The organism is Pseudomonas sp. No.117 (assembly GCF_054558395.1).
On record NZ_BAAJNP010000003.1, the window covers coordinates 406,207 to 423,817 of the forward strand.

General features: G+C 54.4%; 19 protein-coding genes and 1 pseudogene. 13 read left to right on the top strand and 7 right to left on the bottom strand.

Features of this window, described 5'->3' with window-relative positions; translation table 11 throughout:
- Positions 1 to 181 precede the first annotated feature (181 nt).
- Both ACYJP6_RS08605 and ACYJP6_RS08610 read left to right on the top strand, forming a co-directional pair.
- Positions 182 to 2,365: a TonB-dependent receptor gene (locus ACYJP6_RS08605; protein WP_459474634.1), complete on the top strand. Its 2,184-nt coding sequence runs from the start codon at positions 182 to 184 to the stop codon at positions 2,363 to 2,365.
- A 305-nt stretch (positions 2,366 to 2,670) separates the two neighbouring features.
- A complete protein-coding gene (locus tag ACYJP6_RS08610; protein WP_459474635.1) occupies positions 2,671 to 3,876 on the top strand; it encodes a tyrosine-type recombinase/integrase in 1,206 nt (401 codons plus the stop codon).
- A 175-nt stretch (positions 3,877 to 4,051) separates the two neighbouring features.
- Here the strand turns inward: ACYJP6_RS08610 and ACYJP6_RS08615 are convergent, their stop codons facing one another.
- Genes ACYJP6_RS08615 through ACYJP6_RS08630 form a run of 4 tightly spaced genes read right to left on the bottom strand, consistent with a single transcriptional unit; the run spans position 4,052 to position 7,314 of the window.
- A complete protein-coding gene (locus ACYJP6_RS08615; RefSeq protein WP_459474636.1) occupies positions 4,052 to 5,953 on the bottom strand; it encodes a hypothetical protein in 1,902 nt (633 codons plus the stop codon).
- A complete protein-coding gene (locus ACYJP6_RS08620; RefSeq protein WP_459474637.1) occupies positions 5,940 to 6,446 on the bottom strand; it encodes an ABC-three component system middle component 5 in 507 nt (168 codons plus the stop codon). Before ACYJP6_RS08620 ends, ACYJP6_RS08615 begins: the two co-directional genes overlap by 14 nt.
- Before the next feature lie 3 nt (positions 6,447 to 6,449).
- Complete coding sequence (locus ACYJP6_RS08625; RefSeq protein ID WP_459474638.1) at positions 6,450 to 7,013, bottom strand: ABC-three component system protein; 564 nt, start codon at positions 7,011 to 7,013, stop codon at positions 6,450 to 6,452.
- Positions 7,006 to 7,314 carry a hypothetical protein gene (locus ACYJP6_RS08630; protein ID WP_459474639.1) on the bottom strand — a complete coding sequence of 103 codons (309 nt, stop codon included), beginning with the start codon at positions 7,312 to 7,314 and terminating at the stop codon, positions 7,006 to 7,008. Before ACYJP6_RS08630 ends, ACYJP6_RS08625 begins: the two co-directional genes overlap by 8 nt.
- A gap of 342 nt (positions 7,315 to 7,656) precedes the next feature.
- Between ACYJP6_RS08630 and ACYJP6_RS08635 the strand changes: the two genes are divergently transcribed.
- From ACYJP6_RS08635 to ACYJP6_RS08660, 6 genes are all read left to right on the top strand, one after another.
- Positions 7,657 to 7,929 carry a hypothetical protein gene (locus ACYJP6_RS08635; protein WP_459474640.1) on the top strand — a complete coding sequence of 91 codons (273 nt, stop codon included), beginning with the start codon at positions 7,657 to 7,659 and terminating at the stop codon, positions 7,927 to 7,929.
- Between the two features lie 91 nt (positions 7,930 to 8,020).
- Entirely contained in the window at positions 8,021 to 8,989 is a 969-nt protein-coding gene (locus tag ACYJP6_RS08640) for a DUF932 domain-containing protein (RefSeq protein WP_459474641.1), read from the top strand.
- Between the two features lie 148 nt (positions 8,990 to 9,137).
- Positions 9,138 to 10,142, top strand: a complete 1,005-nt coding sequence (locus ACYJP6_RS08645) for a YqaJ viral recombinase family nuclease (RefSeq protein ID WP_459474642.1) — start codon at positions 9,138 to 9,140, stop codon at positions 10,140 to 10,142.
- Between the two features lie 69 nt (positions 10,143 to 10,211).
- On the top strand, positions 10,212 to 10,709 hold the full coding sequence (gene radC / locus ACYJP6_RS08650) for a RadC family protein (protein WP_459474643.1): 498 nt from the start codon (positions 10,212 to 10,214) through the stop codon (positions 10,707 to 10,709).
- 172 nt (positions 10,710 to 10,881) lie between these two features.
- A complete protein-coding gene (locus tag ACYJP6_RS08655) occupies positions 10,882 to 11,079 on the top strand; it encodes a hypothetical protein (protein WP_459474645.1) in 198 nt (65 codons plus the stop codon).
- A 75-nt stretch (positions 11,080 to 11,154) separates the two neighbouring features.
- The gene (locus ACYJP6_RS08660; protein WP_058785112.1) at positions 11,155 to 11,499 is read left to right on the top strand and encodes a hypothetical protein; all 345 of its coding nucleotides are present in this window, start codon (positions 11,155 to 11,157) and stop codon (positions 11,497 to 11,499) included.
- A gap of 17 nt (positions 11,500 to 11,516) precedes the next feature.
- Here the strand turns inward: ACYJP6_RS08660 and ACYJP6_RS08665 are convergent, their stop codons facing one another.
- Positions 11,517 to 11,864 (bottom strand): helix-turn-helix domain-containing protein, encoded by a 348-nt coding sequence (locus tag ACYJP6_RS08665; RefSeq protein WP_058760831.1) that lies wholly within the window; start codon positions 11,862 to 11,864, stop codon positions 11,517 to 11,519.
- 149 nt (positions 11,865 to 12,013) lie between these two features.
- Here ACYJP6_RS08665 and ACYJP6_RS08670 point away from each other — a divergent pair, with 149 nt between their 5' ends.
- From ACYJP6_RS08670 to ACYJP6_RS08680, 3 genes and pseudogenes are all read left to right on the top strand, one after another.
- Positions 12,014 to 12,463: a hypothetical protein gene (locus tag ACYJP6_RS08670; RefSeq protein WP_459474646.1), complete on the top strand. Its 450-nt coding sequence runs from the start codon at positions 12,014 to 12,016 to the stop codon at positions 12,461 to 12,463.
- A gap of 45 nt (positions 12,464 to 12,508) precedes the next feature.
- Positions 12,509 to 12,877, top strand: coding sequence for a hypothetical protein (locus tag ACYJP6_RS08675; RefSeq protein WP_459474647.1), 369 nt, complete (start codon positions 12,509 to 12,511; stop codon positions 12,875 to 12,877).
- 455 nt (positions 12,878 to 13,332) lie between these two features.
- Positions 13,333 to 14,060: pseudogene (locus tag ACYJP6_RS08680) on the top strand (DEAD/DEAH box helicase); the annotation flags it as partial.
- 138 nt (positions 14,061 to 14,198) lie between these two features.
- Here ACYJP6_RS08680 and ACYJP6_RS08685 read toward each other — a convergent pair.
- Together ACYJP6_RS08685 and ACYJP6_RS08690 are read right to left on the bottom strand one after the other, a co-directional pair.
- Positions 14,199 to 14,939: a hypothetical protein gene (locus tag ACYJP6_RS08685; RefSeq protein ID WP_459474648.1), complete on the bottom strand. Its 741-nt coding sequence runs from the start codon at positions 14,937 to 14,939 to the stop codon at positions 14,199 to 14,201.
- Entirely contained in the window at positions 14,939 to 16,063 is a 1,125-nt protein-coding gene (locus ACYJP6_RS08690; protein ID WP_459474649.1) for an AAA family ATPase, read from the bottom strand. Before ACYJP6_RS08690 ends, ACYJP6_RS08685 begins: the two co-directional genes overlap by 1 nt.
- Positions 16,064 to 16,539: 476 nt before the next feature.
- On the opposite strand from ACYJP6_RS08690, the gene ACYJP6_RS08695 reads away from it, so the two are divergent.
- Together ACYJP6_RS08695 and imuA are read left to right on the top strand one after the other, a co-directional pair.
- Positions 16,540 to 16,983 carry a hypothetical protein gene (locus ACYJP6_RS08695; RefSeq protein ID WP_459474650.1) on the top strand — a complete coding sequence of 148 codons (444 nt, stop codon included), beginning with the start codon at positions 16,540 to 16,542 and terminating at the stop codon, positions 16,981 to 16,983.
- Entirely contained in the window at positions 16,976 to 17,608 is a 633-nt protein-coding gene (gene imuA / locus ACYJP6_RS08700) for a translesion DNA synthesis-associated protein ImuA (protein WP_459474651.1), read from the top strand. The genes ACYJP6_RS08695 and imuA overlap by 8 nt, the downstream gene beginning before the upstream one ends.
- The last annotated feature ends 3 nt before the right edge of the window (positions 17,609 to 17,611 follow it).

Here is a 17,611-nt window from a genome sequence, read left to right on the forward strand (position 1 = left end):
CGGACGGGGCGGTCGGCAGGGACAGCGTTATCGCGATAGCGCTTGTCGGAACAATGACGTCGCTCATCCGATTTAACGATAACCGTTATCATAAACGAATAAGATCGCTTCCCACTCGTGACCCTGTCAGCTGTGGTGGGGACTCCGAGCCCTCGCCCCGTCAGTACAGGATCCGCTCGTCATGGCTCGTTCGCGCTCCGCCTTCAAGCTTTCGCCCCTCGCCCTGTCCATCGCCGCGCTCTGCGCCACCGCAGGCACCTCCGCCCTGGCCCAGACCAAGGGCGATGCCCTGCAGCTGGACGCCACCACGGTGACCGCCACCGAGACGCCCAAGGACGCCCCGCCTCCTGCCTATACCGGCGGCCAGGTGGCCACCGGGGGCAAGCTGGGCGTACTGGGCAATCAGGACAACATGAGCGTGCCCTTCAGCGTCACCAGCTACACCGCCAAGCTGATCCAGGATCAACAGGCCCAGACCGTGGGCGAGGTGCTGAGCAACGACGCCTCGGTGCGTCAGTACAGTGGTTATGGCAACCAGTCGCAGAACTTCGTCATCCGCGGCTACAAGTTGACCGGCGACGACATCTCCTTCAACAACCTCTACGGCGTCATGCCGCGGCAGATCATCGCCACCGAGGCCCTGGAGCGCGTCGAGGTATTCAAGGGACCCAATGCCTTCATCAACGGCGTGACCCCCACCGGCTCCGGTATCGGCGGCGCGGTCAACCTGCAGCCCAAGCGCGCCCAGGACGTGCCGACCCGCAGCTACACCGTCGACTACACCTCCGATGGCCGCCTCGGCCAGCACCTCGACCTCGGCCAGCGCTTCGGTGAGGACAATCGCTTCGGCGCCCGACTCAACCTGATGCAGCGCGAAGGTGACACCGCCATCGACGACGAGAGCCAGAGATCCAAGCTGTTCGTTGCCGGCCTGGACTACCGCGGTGACAATTTCCGCCTTTCCACCGACTTCGGCTACCAGAAGCAGGTGGTCAACAACGGCCGCGACAGCCTGTTGCTCGGCAGCGGCCTGACCCGCGTGCCCCACGCTCCTTCATCTGATACCAACTACAACGCACCCTGGACCCATACCCAGCTGGAAGACACCTTCGGCATGGTGCGGGGCGAGTACGACCTGAGCGACAGCTGGACCGCCTACCTCGCCCTGGGTGGCAAGCACACCCGCGAGAACGGGACCTACGGCAGCGCTACCTTGAACGACGAGGCGGGAAATCTCACGGTAGGAGGGTCGAAGATCCCTCACGACGATGATTCCCGCACCGTCATGACTGGTCTGAATGGCACCCTGCAAACCGGCCCCGTCAGTCACCAGATCGCTCTTGGGGCGTCCAGCATCTGGACCGAACAGAAGAATGCCTACGATTTCGCCTTCCCTGCGGGCACAAGTAATAGCAATCTTGATCACCCCGTAAAGGTCGCCTATCCGCGCTTCGGCTGGTTCACGGGTGGGGATCTGCATGACCCGGGTACCACCGGCAAGACGACCAACCAGAGCCTGGCCCTTTCCGATACCCTGGGCTTCTTCGATGATCGCCTGCTGACCACGCTGGGCGTTCGTCGCCAATCCTTTCTGGTCGAAGGCTATGCCTATGGCGACGGCCCCCGTACCTCCAAATACGACCAATCCATCACCACCCCGATCTATGGTGTCGTCTACAAGCTGACCGAGCAGGTCTCCCTCTATGCCAACCGCATCGAGGGCCTGGCGCCCGGGCCGACCGCCGGCAACGGTGCCTTGAACATCGGCCAGGTCTTCTCGCCGGCCCGCTCCAAGCAGACCGAGGCCGGCATCAAGTACGACCAGGGTACCTTCGGCGCCACCTTTGGCCTCTACCGCATCGAGCAGCCTGCCGACGGCTATATCGATGGCCGGGGAATCTTCGTCCGCAACGGCGAACAGGAAAACCGCGGCCTCGAGCTGAACGTCTTCGGCGAACCCTTGGTGGGCCTGCGCCTGCTGGCGGGCGCCACCTGGATGGATACCGAGCTCAAGGGCACCCAGGACGGCAGTAACGACGGCAACCGCGCCATCGGCGTACCGCGCTTCCAGTACAACCTCGGCGCCGACTGGGACGTGCCCGGCCTCGCCGGCGTATCGCTCAACGGCCGCCTGCTGCGCACCGGCGGCCAGTACGCCGATGCGGCCAACAACCTGAGCATCCCGGCCTGGACCCGTGTCGACCTTGGGGCGCGTTATCGCTTCAAAGTCGAGCAAAAAGACGTTACCCTGCGCGCCAACGTCGAGAACGTGGCCAACAAGGCCTATTGGGAATCCGCCTTTGGCGGCTACCTGACCCAGGGCGATCCGCGCACCCTCAAGGTGTCCGCCACCCTGGACTTCTGATCGACAGGCGTCCTGGCTCACCGCCAGACGCCACGCGCGATTGCTGTCGCGCCCCTCCTCTCTGCCCGGCAAGGGCAACCCGGGCGGGCCGGGCTCACCAAAAATCAGCTCAACCCGCCCTCGAAAGCCGGCCACAAGCCGGCTTTTTTGTTGTCCGAAGAAATCCATTGATATCCAAGCAGGCTAGCAACCACGCGGCTTACAGCTTAGCATTCGTCCAAGGACATTCACCGAGTACCTACGAAATCCACACCCAAGGTGTGGGTCAGAATGTGGGTCCAGAGGTGTGGGTTAGAGGAGGAACAATGGGTAAGCTGACCAGTAAGACCGTGGAGTCAATCGTCAAAGCTGCAACGCCAGGCAAGACCAACGATGGCGACGGCCTCTACTTCCAGGTCTCAAAGAGCGGCGGCACAAGCTGGATCTTCCGCTACAAGCTCGACGGCCGAAGCCGCGAAATGGGGTTAGGCCCCTTTCCTGCTGTTACCCTCAGCCAAGCCCGCCAGCTGGCCGCTGACCAGCGCAAGCTCCTTGCCTTAGGGAGCGACCCACTCGCATCCCGCGATGCGGCAAAGGAAGCCAAGCGCGAGGCAGAACGCCAAGCCGCAGCACGTCGCATTACGTTCGAGGATCTGGCTCGCGACTACCAACAAGCACACGGGGGCAGCTGGTCGGAAAAATGGCGGAAAGGCTGGCTACGTAAGCTGGAGCTCTACGTCTTCCCAACCATGGGTAAATTGCCTGCGGACGCCATAGGTACTGACCAAGTGCTGGCTGTCTTGCGTCCCATCTGGGCGGCCAAGACTCGCACCGCCGATGAAGTCCGCGGCCAGATCGAACAGATACTGGATGCAGCCAAAGCCCGGCGTCTACGCGAGGGGGAAAATCCTGCCCGCTGGCGCGGCCATCTAGACAACTTGCTGAGCAAAGCAGAAAAAAAGAAGGCCAGGCAGCGCCAGCACTTTCCAGCATTGCAATGGCAAGACGCACCGAAGCTGATAGCTTCCCTGACCGAAATCGAGACGCGTGATGCCGTTGCCGCTAGGCTGCTGATCCTAACTGGCGCGCGCCACCACATGATCCAACATGCTCAATGGTCTGAATTCGACCTCAAGGCAGGGACTTGGTCACTGCCTGCTGAACGTATGAAGATGCGAAAGCCCTTCGTGATTCCTCTGCCACCCGGGGTAATCAAGATGCTAGAGAAAATAAATAATAATCATTCGATATATCTTTTTCCTGGGCGAGGAAAAAGCGGCGTTATGCATAGCAACGCCATACGCACCCTGCTCCATAAACTTGGACATGCTGACATCACAAGGCATGGATTCCGATCCACTTTTCGGGATTGGGCAAACGAGTGCACGAACTACCCAAGAGAGGTTTGCGAGCTTGCGCTTGCACATGATGAGCGCAACCAAACTGAAGCAGCCTACTCGCGCTCCAATCTTTTAGAGAAGCGCAGAACACTAATGGCGGACTGGGCTGAATTCTGCGCACCTCAACAATGAAATAGAAACCAAAAAAATTTGCATAAAAAAAGCCACTCCAAGCAAAAAATCAATCATAAAAGCATCACCAAGTAAAAAATCCGTTATTCCTCGAGAGAACATTAGCAAGCATGCTCTTACGCATCGCCAAGGAAAGGATATAGCAAACCAATCTTACAAACGATGAAAAGCAAAACTACAAATCCAAAGTATGCATCCCCTTCTTGTAAAACGGGCCTACGCAATAAGGGGCCTTGTTAATCTCAGGGTCAATCATAGAAGTAGTCATGATAACTTGATACTCCTCAACCACCCCCTCGAGCGAGCGCAAAATAAGCCGTTGATAATTCTGGCTGCGCTCAGGCCCCATCCCCTTATCTTCAATGTTATCCATCAAAAGCAATTTAGGATAGCGCATACCCTCGTCTACTAGTGACTGCTGAAGCACAGCGAGATGGAAGCTGTTTTTTATTACAGTCTCGGAACTAGCAGAAAACTTTGTCCTACCGTCCACTCTCATCAAATCCCTGTAGAAGTCATATTGAAATATTTCAGGATCTATAAATGCAGTTTCAAACCCGCCATCCTGCCGCAATAGACTCAAAGTTCTTTCAGAGAGGTCGCTCGCGATTGCGCTCTCTCTGGCCTCGTTCAGTATCATATTTTGTTTAATGGCCTCGCGAAGTTTTTCGGCGTTCGCGCCTAACTCTTCTTTTTTCCCGACAAGGCCACTTACATTTGCAACCAGTTTAGCCTTACTCTTTAAGGTTGAGATTTTCTCATCCAGACTTCCAATCTCCATGGAAATCAAACTCAACTGATGTATCCTATCAGAAGGTATAGTTAGCATAGATTTGTGTTGTAAGCGAAGAGAATCAAGCCTCTTACTCTCAACCGCAACATAGCTATCCGCCTCCAGCAATCGAGTCTTGTACTCTTGCAACACCCTATCACTTTCTTTGAGCTGAAAATTCAGTTCATTAAGCGCAGCCAGATAAGAGTTAGCTTTTTGACTATCATTTTTATCCGCCTTGCAGACATGACATACATCTTTAACAGAAGCGTCTAGCTCACCCAAACAAGAAGGGCAGTACTTGAACGTCACGTCCCCAAAGTATCTAGAGGCTGCTTGCGATTCCTGCAGCGCCTTAATTCTCAGCTTTATCGCTTCTATGAAGAGCTCGGATTCAACAATTTCGTTTACTAATTGCGAACGCCTAGCCGTGCGTATAGACAACTCTTTGGACGCCAAGGATATTTGATCAGCAAGCCGTCCAACCTCCGCCCTGATCTCAGCTGACGAAGATGGGTCCGGCATAAGAGTGATTTCTTCTCGGCGAGCCATAAGAAGCTCCATCCTCGTTGATGCTTCTAAGACCTCCTGCTCTAGATGCTCAACTCTTAAAACGCCTTCTGTAGGAGAAATGAACCTATAAACTGCTTCTAGCTGCCCATTTATCTTGGCATACTCTGATTCGGCTTTCGATAGCTGCTGACGGAGTCTATATGTATCCAGATCATCAATACCAAGCAGAAAATCTCCGATCGCTTTTTTTGTACTAGGGCTATCAAACGAACTCTCAGCCCTCAATATCTTACTTACGGGGGTCTCCTGATCCACATAGATCATGCGAAGGACCTGATGCATGGTAAGATTTTGGCCGTCTTCGCTTTGATGCGCTGGCCAATTTAGAAGTTGAAAGAGTTGCTGAGAGAAGCTAAATTTATTTTCCGTTCTAACTGGACCGTATTGAACCCAGGCACTAGCATTTCGTACCGAATCCTCATAGGAGCCTGAAAACATACTTATTGGCGGCTTCGCCCCAACCTCAACCATTCTACTGATCGTAATCGGCCTACCATTAACAACAAGCTCTAAGATAACTCGATCACATGACGCAGATTCTTTTGTCCAACGCTCAGCCTTTAAATCCCCGCCCAGACCATAAAAGATAAGATCCATTACAGTGGATTTTCCGACGCTGTTTGCGCCACGAATAATATTTACACCAAGATCGAATTTTTGCGCGTAAACTGCTCGCCCATCCTTTACAACAACCAGGCGACGGATAAATAAGGAGGATTTAGCCGACGTCATATACATACTCCAGCAGCCCAGAACGCTTCTTCAATCCATGAGGACCGTTGAACTCCACCTTCGGCAGCGCTTCGACAATCACCTTGAACACATCGCTAGACAAAAAAACATCTTCGGATAAAGCCTCAAGAAAACCAGATGGTACGGCAGAAACATTTGCAACAATATCTCCCAGGTCAAAGCGATCTTTACTGACAACGCCCTTTGCCAAAAGCTCGACTATAGCTGCACGCTGAAACTCTATAAGATCAAAAAGTATACGAGAAGGGTTACTTATATCTTCGTATTGACTTGGTATTTTTTTTACTATCGCCTTATACTCCTTGATCTCTGAAGGCCAGGGAGATATGCTTTTCAGCTGACTTGGGAATAGATAGTAGAAATCCAGAACTCGCAACTGCTCCCAAGTAACTGCAGAGTTGAGGCGAACTAGAAGTGCTGTCAGCCTATAGATACAGTGACTAGCATCAAAGGCGGGATGGTAGATCAACATGCTTCACACCTGCCACTTTAAAACACATTGCCCTGTTAAAAAAAACAACATACCAGATATCAAGTGCTGATCGATTGAGGGGTCCACCTGAACAACCTCCGAATGAATCGTACACACCACTTCTTTATATATTGCCGCATCTACAGAGACGCTATCTAATCCAATCTTTAAGAGCGGCTTAATTTGATAATCAAACGCAGACTGAACTTTTTGCAAGGCGTAGAAATATACATACTGCCTTCTTCGAGCCAGTTGCGTCCTCATAATTTTCTTTGCAAATCGATCTTTCTTTTCGAAAGCTTCTTCGAGAAGATCCTCACGCCCGCCAAGTCGCAACTTCTCTTCAAGACCAATAACGTCTCGACCTGATCTTTGGATCGTATAGTAGCTATATCTCTCTAAGAAATCCTCCAGTTCTTCGTCGTGAACTGACATGGAGACTATCCGCTCGATGGCATTCCGCAATACGTCCGGACTTGTAGATACCGAAGATATATGCACTTCGTATTTACTACCGCCAATCACATCTCCGCCCACTTCCGACTTAACTACCCTAATTTCAGTCATCACTTTTTCCATTGGTAGTTTTATCACCACCAACTACATCACCCCCAACTTTCGACCCTTTGATACTGATAGTGGATGATGCCTGTGTCCGCCCTTTACTCTTAAAGAATATAGCCAAAAGACCGAAAGCAATGAAGAATGTAGAGATAGCGATAAACGCCAATAGCGCGAACAACTGAATCTGAGACAAATCCTTGAACGAAGGAGAGGCCAACAAAGCGGGATATACAACAATAATGAGTGCTGCTGAAACAGCTCCTGCACCCGCATACTTAAGTGCAGCCTTAAAAAATTCGTACATATCGCCTCCTAGCGAAAACAGCAGTATTGAATCCTAAAACTGCCAACTTCTTATCGTATCTCGCCCACCCACAATGTATCATGAGCTATTCAAAAATAAGAAAGGGAGAGCGCGACCTCCCAAAGATGCCATCTAAACTTACGATAAAATCCCGTATTAAACCAACGTGCGCTTTACGCGGACCCTATCCCCACACGCAGCATAGTACCTATGCTCCGTTGAATCAAAAAAGTTTCAGCTCTACATCACAGGAATGACACTCCCACACTGAGGATCATTCTCCTAATGTCATTACAGTGCCCCCGCTGTCACTCCCCAAAAGTTGCATCCCTCCATCCCGCCATGAAAGCCGGCGCCGCCATCGGCACCATCGGTGGCGTAGCACGCGGCGTCAGCGCTGCCCTGGCTGGTAGCCAGACAGGTGCAGCTCTCGGCGCCATTGCTGGGCCAGTCGGTATCACCCTTGGCTCCGTGTCGGGCGCCATCCTAGGCGGCCTGGTTGCCGGCGTGGGCGGCTGTGCCCTTGGCGCTCAGCTCGGTGAGTCGCTCGACCGCCACGTCCTGGCCAACAACCTCTGCCCGCTCTGCGGTCACCGCTTCAACCTGCCGACCTGATCGGCATCTCACCCTTTCATCTCACACGTCCAGTCGGTGCTGCGCCTCGCGCAGCGCTTTATGCCGGTACGCATCCAAAGGAATCGCCCACATGGCACATTTAGTCGACACCATGGCCTACGCTGGCACCACTCCGTGGCATGGCCTAGGCAATCAACTCACCCAGAAACAGCCCATCGAGGTCTGGCAACGCGAAGCCGGGATGGACTGGCAGATCCTCGAAAGTCCTGTGCACTTCAAATCGGACGCGGTCGGTCACCTGGGTACGATCCACTCGTTCCCCGAGCAGAAGGTGCTGTTCCGCTCTGACACCAAAGCGCCGCTCTCTGTCGTCTCCCAGCGCTATCAGACGGTCCAGCCGCGCGAGGTTCTTGAGTTCTACCGCGACCTGACCGAAGTCTCCGGCTACCAGTTGGAAACTGCGGGCGTGCTCAAAGAGGGTCGCAAGTTCTGGGCCCTGGCGCGTACGGGACAAAGCATGACCCTGAAAGGCAACGATCAGGTCAATGGCTACCTGCTCTTGGCCACCTCCTGCGATGGCACCCTGGCGACGACTGCAACGCCCACCACGGTCAGGGTGGTATGCAACAACACACTCAGCATCGCGGTGAACGGCGCCACTCAGGCGATCAAGGTTCCCCACAGCACGCGATTCGACCATATAGCCGTTAAGAAGCAGCTCGGTATCGCCGTCGCTGGTTGGGATGAGTTCATGTATCGCCTGCGGCTGCTCGCTGATCGCAAGGTCGGCGATGCCGAGTCGACGGGCTTTTTCATGCGGGTGCTCTGTGATTCAGCCGGGAGCAGTCATACCCAGGGAGGGCTTCCCAATGAGCGGGCCCTGAGAACGGTGCAAGCCCTGTACGAGGGACGAGGTCGCGGCGCGGTCCTTGAATCCGCCCAGGGAACCGCCTGGGGCCTGCTCAACGCGGTCACCGAGTTCGTGGATCATGAACGGCGGGCGCGGAGCTCTGAGTATCGGCTCGACTCGGCCTGGTTTGGCCAAGGTGGCCAGCTCAAGCAACGGGCACTGTCGGCCGCACTCGACCTGGTTGCCTGACGGCATTCCTCCCCTCGCTACTGGCCACGGCATCCCTCCGGCCGCGCCAACGCCATTCCATATTCGCAGCACTGTTCCCTACTTCCTAACACCTAGCTCAGGCGGCTTCGTGCCGGCTGAGCCTTCTATGCCGCACAGGAGATTGCTCATGAGTCGTTCATCCCTGATCACCACGCTGCAACGCCCTCGTTCACTCCTCCATCTCGTCACCACCGCTACGGACTCTCGCCTCGCAGCTCCTGAAGCTCGACCTGTGAGGCTCTTCAGCCAAGACGCTGCAGCAGCTCTGGGGTTGGATCCGGACAAATCACCACTGGAGCTCTGGCTCGAAAAAACCGGACGGCAAACGGCCTCTCTGGATAACGATCCTCGGAACGACAGCACGCCCGCATTCTGGCAAAGCGTGCTCGAGCCCATCATTGCCTGGCGCTACAGCAGGAGCACCGGCCGCAAGGTTCGGCGCTTCAGCCGGGAGGTGTCCCATGTCTCGCCCGATCTGCCCTGGATGGTTACCCGCGTTGAACGCGAAGTGCTGGATGACGAAGACGTCCAGTTGCTCGTGTGCAGGGCTGTGGGCGCCAGCGAAGTCCAAAGCTGGCAGGAAGGTGTCCCGGTAGCAATGCGTCTGCAGGTCATGCACCTACTGGCAGTGACAGGCAAACACACGGCCGACGTTGCCGTACTGCTGGGTGGCCAGCAGTGGCAGATCCACCGTATCGAACGCGATGAAGCCAGCATCGCGCAGCTGATCGAAGGAGAGCGTCAGTTCTGGCACTACCTGGACACGGATCGTCCGCCGCCAGACGATGGCTCCGCCTCTGCAGGTAAGGGACTCGCGCGCCTGTATCCACAGGACTCAGGCGCGCGGCGTGACTTTCGCCAGCAGGCCGGTCTGCTCGCCATCTATCTGGAGCTGAAGGTGTTGCGCCAAGCACTCCAGGCTAAGCAAGCGCGAGCAGCAGAACTCCAGCAGCGTCTCCAGCAGGCCTTGGGCGACGCCACCTATGGGGATTTCCCGCATGGATCCATTCGATGGCAACGGGGCCAGGACCGCACGGTGCTCGATGTCGAGCGCCTGCTGCGGGACCAGCCAGAGCTGCTGGAGCGCTACGCCAAACATCTGCCAGGAGAGCGGCAGTTCTTCATCAGTTGAAGTCGGCAGCCGTGCCCTCTCTGCCTCAGCTCCCCTTTTTGAAACCTCCCCTTTGTTGCGAGACCTCTCATGATTTCGAGCAAACTGAAGGCTGGCGAAACCGCTGGCAGCTATCTCATCGACTCTCCAGTAACCGAAGCCGACATTCTCGGTATCGCGAGGCAACTCGTGGCCCAGCGATTGAGCAAGGGCAGCAGTTTGACCGAGCCCCAGCAGGTCATTGCCCATCTGCAGACGCTGCTCATCCAACAGGAGCGGGAGGTCTTCGCTCTTCTGCTGCTCGACAGTAAGCACCGAGTGATCTGCTACGAAGAACTGTTCCAAGGCACCCTGAATGCGGCGAGTGTCTATCCGCGCGAGGTGGTGAAAACCGTGCTGCGCCACAACGCGGCGGCGGTGATCCTGGTGCATAACCATCCTTCGGGAGATCCGGAGCCAAGCCAGGCGGATCGTCGTCTCACCCAGACGCTCAAGGAGCTGCTGAACCTGGTGGGTACCCGAACCCTGGACCACATTATCGTGGGACACGAGGGCTGTGTTTCGATGGCGGAACTGGGCCTGTTCTAGCCTTCGATCTGCTCCGCCCGCCTCACAGCCTACCCCGCTGACACCTGGCGCTCCCCGCGCTTTACCAGCACGTCTCTTCCCCTTCCCTCATGACGACTATTGGCTCGACCGCCAAGGCAAGCGCTCGCGTCCTGGTTGCTTGGCCAATCGCCACCTGAAAGGAGACTTCACCATGCCGCTTCTGCGTTTTCTCGCCTCGCTATTCGTGTTCGTCGGGCTACTGGCCAGCAGCCTGCTCGCTGTCGGCCTCTTGGTGCTGATGCTGCGCTTCTGGCCATTGGCCTTAGCCATCGCTCTGGCCTTGGCGCTCTTCGGCGGGCTGCTTCGCCGTTCCGGTACCGCGTTCACTACGCCATCCACGACGGCATAAGGGCAGGCCCCTTGGCCTGCCTTTTCTCATTCTTGATAGCCGTTCTGCCCCTCTCTTCTGACAGGAGCTTTAGCCATGCCCACACCTTGCTTGATCTGTAACTCATCGGTCGTGCTGTCCAAGGAGGCCGCACAGGTGATAGCCAGCCTCATCGGCAGCTTGGACGCCTTTCTAAGGGGTATTCAGCCACAGACTGAGCCTGTTGCTCCCACTCAACTGGGCCAGCGCAGTCCGCTGGAGCAGGCCTTTAATCGCATGCTTCAGGGCATGTCCGCCGTTCACACAAGCTGGCCCGATACCCATGCCTTCATCAAGGACGTTCATCGCCATCAATTCATGGAGTATCAGTGCCTGTGTCTACGCTGTGGCGCCAAGTATGACGAGCCATCGACGTCTACCAGCCAGGAGACGGCGACCTGATCGTAGGTGACCAACCGTCATCCCTGGCGCAGGCGCTCACCCAACCCCTGCACCAGACCTAGCACCAGTTGCCGGTCCGCCTCGGTCAGGGCGTCCAGTAGGCGGCTGATCTGGCGCGCCTGATCATCGCTGCGCGGGCTCGCCTCGCTTAGTAGCTCTGCCGCCTCACAATGAAAGATGGACGCGAAGTCGTAGAGCCGGGCGATGTTGGGAATGACCACACCCCGCTCTATCCGGGAGACGGCCTCGTTGCCAATCCCCAGGCGCTCGGCGACTTCCTCCTGCGTCAGGCCCACTCGCAGCCGGTGACGCGCGATCGCCCGCCCAACCGACTCCGCCAAATTCTTCTGATCGATACCGCTCATGCCAAGGCTCCAACCGTCCACCCGGATGGTTGGGTATCCACTCGTTGACATGAAGTGCGTCACAAGTTGAAATCCAACCCAATAGGTTGCCTAACAACTTCTAATCGCTCTTCTGCTTTCCCCTTTCCCTCCTTAAAAGGATGTTCCTGATGAGCACAAAAACCCTCTGGCTTCCCCTGCTATGCGGACTGGCCTGCAGTCCTGCCTTTGCAGGCACCTATGAATGGTCAGCCGGTTACGCCCAAGGCGTTGCCGAGCACCTGGTCGATGATGGCAATGGTAACGAGCTGAACATCTCCTGCCCGGATGACGGTGAAACCGCGGTGACGGCCTACGCCACCATCGCCGGCAAGGCCTACGCCTCTGAGAAGGATCCGGGCTTCGATGTGATCGTCGATGGCGAACGCTACAGCAATCCGTTCTTCACCGACTGCAACGTCTGTAGCCAGAACTTCCCGGCCTTTTGGAAAGCACTGCGTAACGCCAACAACCTGCAGATCAGTGCGGGAGGCAAGACCGTAAAGCTGCCGACCAAGAATCTGAAGCTGGTGTTGAAGCCGTTCGACAGCAAAACCAATCAATGCCGCGTCACCTGGTAACCGCGCGGCGTTCATCCCGAATCATTAGCCTTAAAGGAATACTTCATGAATGGTCCCAATCAACCTCAGCATTCCCCCCCTGAAGAAAGCTTCCCATCCTTCAATCCAGGACTGATCGGCTGGGGGATCGCGGCGCTAGCGCTCGGAATACTATCCGTGACGTTCAATACCTCCGCCATGGTTTTGGGAGCGGGCTTACTGGCCAAATGCTTCGCGGTCGTGGCGGGCACGGTATTGGGCTGGATCGGCGCAGTAGTCGGCGATGCCATCCGCAAGTTCGCACATCCCGATGTCGTCTTTACCACCGGCGGGCTGCTCAGCCTGCTGTGGATCAAGATCTTCTGGCGAGTAGGGCCGCAACTGATTGGCCTGGTGGGCGGCGTAATGGTGGGCTGCGCACTGGTGCTGCGCTAAGAGGGCTTGGATATGAAAAAGTACCTGGCACTACTGGCTTCTCTGCTGCTGATCACTGCCTGCTCGGATGACAACTCCAAGATCCGCGGTGAGTTTATCGCTGGCTGCCTGAATGGGGGCTCGAGCAAGGCCGTATGTACTTGCACATTCGAAAAGCTCGAAACGAAGTACAGTCCATCAGAAATGCGAGGGATCAATCGTTTAGCCGCGCCTCCTGAATCATTCCTAAAGGAGGCCATTCAATCAGCACAAGCTTGTCGTTCTCAGCATAGTTAGGGCCAAGCAAATTAAAATCACCTAGAGACAGCAAAGAAAAATCACAATAAATCGGTAAAAACAAAAGCTATCTAGGAGGGGCTGCCTTGTCGCAGCCCCTCCTTAGAAGATCACAAAGACGCTTTATTTTTTCTTCAAAAAATAGACTTTATCTCACACCGGTCTATCGGCGTCCGCCCAGCAAATTGACCGCGAAGCTCTCACTAGCCCTAGTGCAGCGAGACACCACCCCACGTTGGGGTGATGCTCAATGTACTGCTAGCCTGGCGGTTCTGCTGTTTCCAACCGGAGGTGGTGGTGGATTACCCTCGGCCCCGAGGTACCTTGGCCAGGATCGAAGCAATCTTCGACGAAGACTAGGCTAGCCCTAAGGCGAGGCGCTGATCGAGCTGTGCCGTCAGGAGAAGTCGCTGGGCCGCAGGTGGTGGCCTACCCCGTCTACAACGGCCCCCGGGACACAACAAGTCGGCTCAAGCGCTTGCTCGAGCAGGCCGGTCTGAAGGTGGCGGTACTGCGTGCTTCGGTGGAGACGGCCCGGCGCGAGGATTGGATCCTCGACCAGGTTGACCGCGGCGTCGACGTGCTGATCACCAACCCGGAGCTGGTGAAGACCGGACTGGATCTGCTGGACTTTCCGACCATCGTCTTCCTGCAGACAGGCTACAACGTCTACACCTTGTAGTAGGCGGGACGCCGGTCATGGCGGATCGGGCAGAAGCAAGCGGTACGAGTGCTGTTCTTAGGGTATGCCGGTAGCTCGCAGATCACCTGCCTGCAGCTGATGACCAAGAAGATCGCGGTGGCGCGGAGCACTTTGGGAGACGTTACAGAGTCAGGGCTCGATGCGTTGAACCAGGATGGTGATTCGGTCGAGATTGCGTTGGCTAAGCAACTAGTAAGTGGCTAATCTTCAGCCCATCCATCGCTGAAGGCTTTTTCTTACAGATAAAATCAGCGCGTTAAATAATTAAGCAACGCCAGAAAAGAAGAATGGCAAATCTCCAAAGCTCGCTTTCTTAATCTACCAATCTAAAGTCATATTGAATCATACGCGTGGACCAGACAAAATGTCCATACCAAAATAGTCAACCAAGAATATTGGGAATGCACTGAGAACCAACAACGGATCTCTAGGTAAATTTTCATCCTGCTCATTTAATTGCTTTCTCGCAATAGACGCCTGATCATTTACCGGCCCGAGAGGATTTTCGCTTTCAATTATTAAATTGGCTTTTCGAAGATTTGCTTCTACAAGGAATCGCCACTCTGAATCGGTAATTTTTCTTGCATCTTGAAAAGCCAGCGAGCCTCGTGCTGCAGACATCTTTTTGTATATGCCACCATTAGAATGTTCGATAGCTACACATCTCTCAAGAAACTCTTGCGCATCATCGATATCTCTAATAGCCTCCACCATTGGATAGCTTATAAATAGCTTTCCATGCTCTGTTTCATTATTAAAGCGATTCAACATATCAAGCAACTTACGCCCACCAAACTGCTCGTCAGCTGGCTCAAAATCAAAAAAAAGATAAATTTGCCCGATCTGGTCTCGCCTCAACTGCATCAGCTGGTTATCTTGATTAGCAGAAGGATTTAGTTCCTTAACAAGCTCAACAACGTCCAGATCATCATCCGCAGAAACATTTTTATAAAGCTCGTAAATATCATTTTGAAAAGTTGCAAGCAACCTATTGTTTTGATCTGGAAAAAACGCTCTTTCTAAGCTTGCAAAGTAACGCCTTTCTAATCTTTCACCTTCAAATATAAACAGAGTTCGCTCCATCAGCTGGACAGTCCTTTATAAATTTTCTCAAGATTATGAGCCTTTCGAAGCTCTTTCTCTGTTAGCTGAGTAAGTGGCAGTATTTCCTTATCAAGCACAAAATAGCAATCAGGACGCAAGAGATCGTTACTCATGACGCCGGTATTGTGCGTTGACAAGATTGTCTGAGCATCTGCCTCAGTGATTTTTTCTACAATAGTCGCAGCTAGCGCATGATGATAGAAAGCATCGAACTCGTCGATATAGGCAAACTTGACCTCACCTTTTTTTAACCGCAACCACCAAAAGTAAAATATCCCCAGGGACAATGTTCCTGTAGAGGCTGTTGCGCCAAACTCCAGCTTAAGCCGGCCAAAATCAAAGCAAATCGTTTGATTATCACTAGAGCTTGCACTAGGATTAGTTTCAACAACCAGCTTACATTCTATCCCTGCATCATTAAGGAACCGCTCAAAGTCCTTCACAGACCCGCTATCGATTATACTTTGTGAAAGACGCTTGACTCCGATATCTTTACCTACGTACTCCCCCTTGTTGGTAGCATTTAAAGATCTAAAGAAAACCATACTCTCAATAAATGCTAAAAGCCTCGAAAAAAGATTGTTTTCTCTAGAGTCATCTAAAAGAGAATTACTTTTTATGTATTTAAGCAAAGATATACCCGAATCACCCACATCTTTCTTTAGGTGCTCCGTTCCTTGCAAATTTATTTCTCCTAAAGTCGATTGACGACGATCTATCTGCAAAACAACCTTATCGCTTATGGAGAGCCGCTCATAAACCAAGTTGTTCCATTCTTTTTTTCCATACTCGTATAAAACTTTAGACCCGTCGATACGAAACTCAAATACAAACTCAGCAATAGATACGTCAGACCCTCCGCTGATATAGTTACTAGTTAAGGAAGGGAAATAACTTGGAGAATCCACCAAGTGCAAAACCGGATCAACCATTGCAAGACCCAAATTTGTTTTTCCACCGCCATTGGGACCATAAATCATTGCGTGTCTTACAACACCATCATTGACGGCAAGCTCATTGAACTCATATTGCTGGCTCAGCAAGTCAAAATGCAGCCAATCTGAAAAATTTCGGAAATTTTTGACAGAAAATTTTCTGAGCATTGAATAGCTCCCTCTTGGTTATGCCGCGAGCTTACCACCTTTACGCGCTTCCGTAAAAAAATACGGCTTGGATCTGTCCTGACCAGCAGGGCATCACCACGCTCTGCGAAAAAAAGATGTAAGAAAGCGATTGTCGCTTTAAAAATATGGCTAAATTTAATTCCGGCTGACCGTTTCAATATTAAATTAAAGCCCTCGATATCTTCTAATAAATTATTGATTCAGTTATCAGTTATCAGTTATTAGCTATATGGTAGGTCTCCCGCTCGCGGACCTCACCTACTCTTCTACCGTTCGTCGGCATCAAGCTTGCTGGGAACCCTTTCGCTGATTACTGTTTATCCATACAGTATCCTGAAAGGAGGTCTATCCAATGTTCACTTCGCGCCGCATTCCTCGTCCCTGCCACGGTTGTCCGGGTCGTTCTGTCGAGTACCAGAAGGTCATGGCTTCAGGGATTGAGCAGGTGGGCCGTTATGGACATGCTTGGTGATGAGCAGGACAGCTTTGAACAGCAGCAGTCCCTGTTCCGCCCTACGGAGCTGATGTACTGCCGCAACCTCGTTGATCTGCTGACTGAAGAGCTCGACCAGGCGCGTCAGTGTCTGGGGCACGCCCAGCGCGCCAATCGTGTTCTGGTCGCTGAGCGGGATATCCTAACGGCAGAAGTACAGCGGCACCGCTTGCGCTACGTCCAATTCGTCCAAGAGGAGAACCAACGCCACGTGCCTCGCGGTGACCGACTCATCCCGGACGACCGCGACGATCCCCTCTCACGCGCTCAGCGTCATATCCTGCGGCTGGAGTCGATGAACTCCGTCCTGCACGCAGACCTCTTCAAGGTGCGCGCGCAGCTGCAGATCCTGCTTACCGAACGAGACAGCACGCCGTCGGCGCTGACGGGGGTGCAGCATGGATAACACGGCCACCAATGTCGTCGCGCTCAACTCCTTGCTCGACAATCGACGTGTGTGGCGTGGGCAAAGTCCTCATGTCGACGATGCCAGCACCCAGCCAACCGGGCACGCCGCGCTCGACGCCCAACTGCCTCTTGGTGGTTGGCCTGATGCAGCGCTCACCGAAATCCTGAGCGCCCGACCGGGCCTGGGTGAGCTGACCCTCGTGTGGCCAACACTGGCACGCCTCACTGCCGCCGGCGAACGCGTGGTGCTGATCGCCCCTCCCTACCTGCTCTACCCGCATGCGTGGCTGCAGGCCGGCGTCGAGCTTGGCCGGCTGAGCGTCATCCAGGTCCAGGGCAAGGACGTGCTGTGGGCGGCAGAGCAGTGCCTGCGCTCCGGTAGCTGCGGAGCAGTGCTCTGCTGGCCCAGCCGTGCGGACGATCGCGCGCTACGCCGGCTGCAGGTGGCTGCAGAGACCGGGCAGACCTTGGCATTCGCATTCCGCCACCAACGCGAGGCGGTCAACGCCTCACCGGCGGCGCTACGCTTGGTGCTCGAGGGGTCGCCTCAGCAGCTGCGAGTGCTCAAGTGTCGCGGCGGCAATCCACCGGCGACTGCGCTGGCGCATCGGGTCTGGCATTGAGGG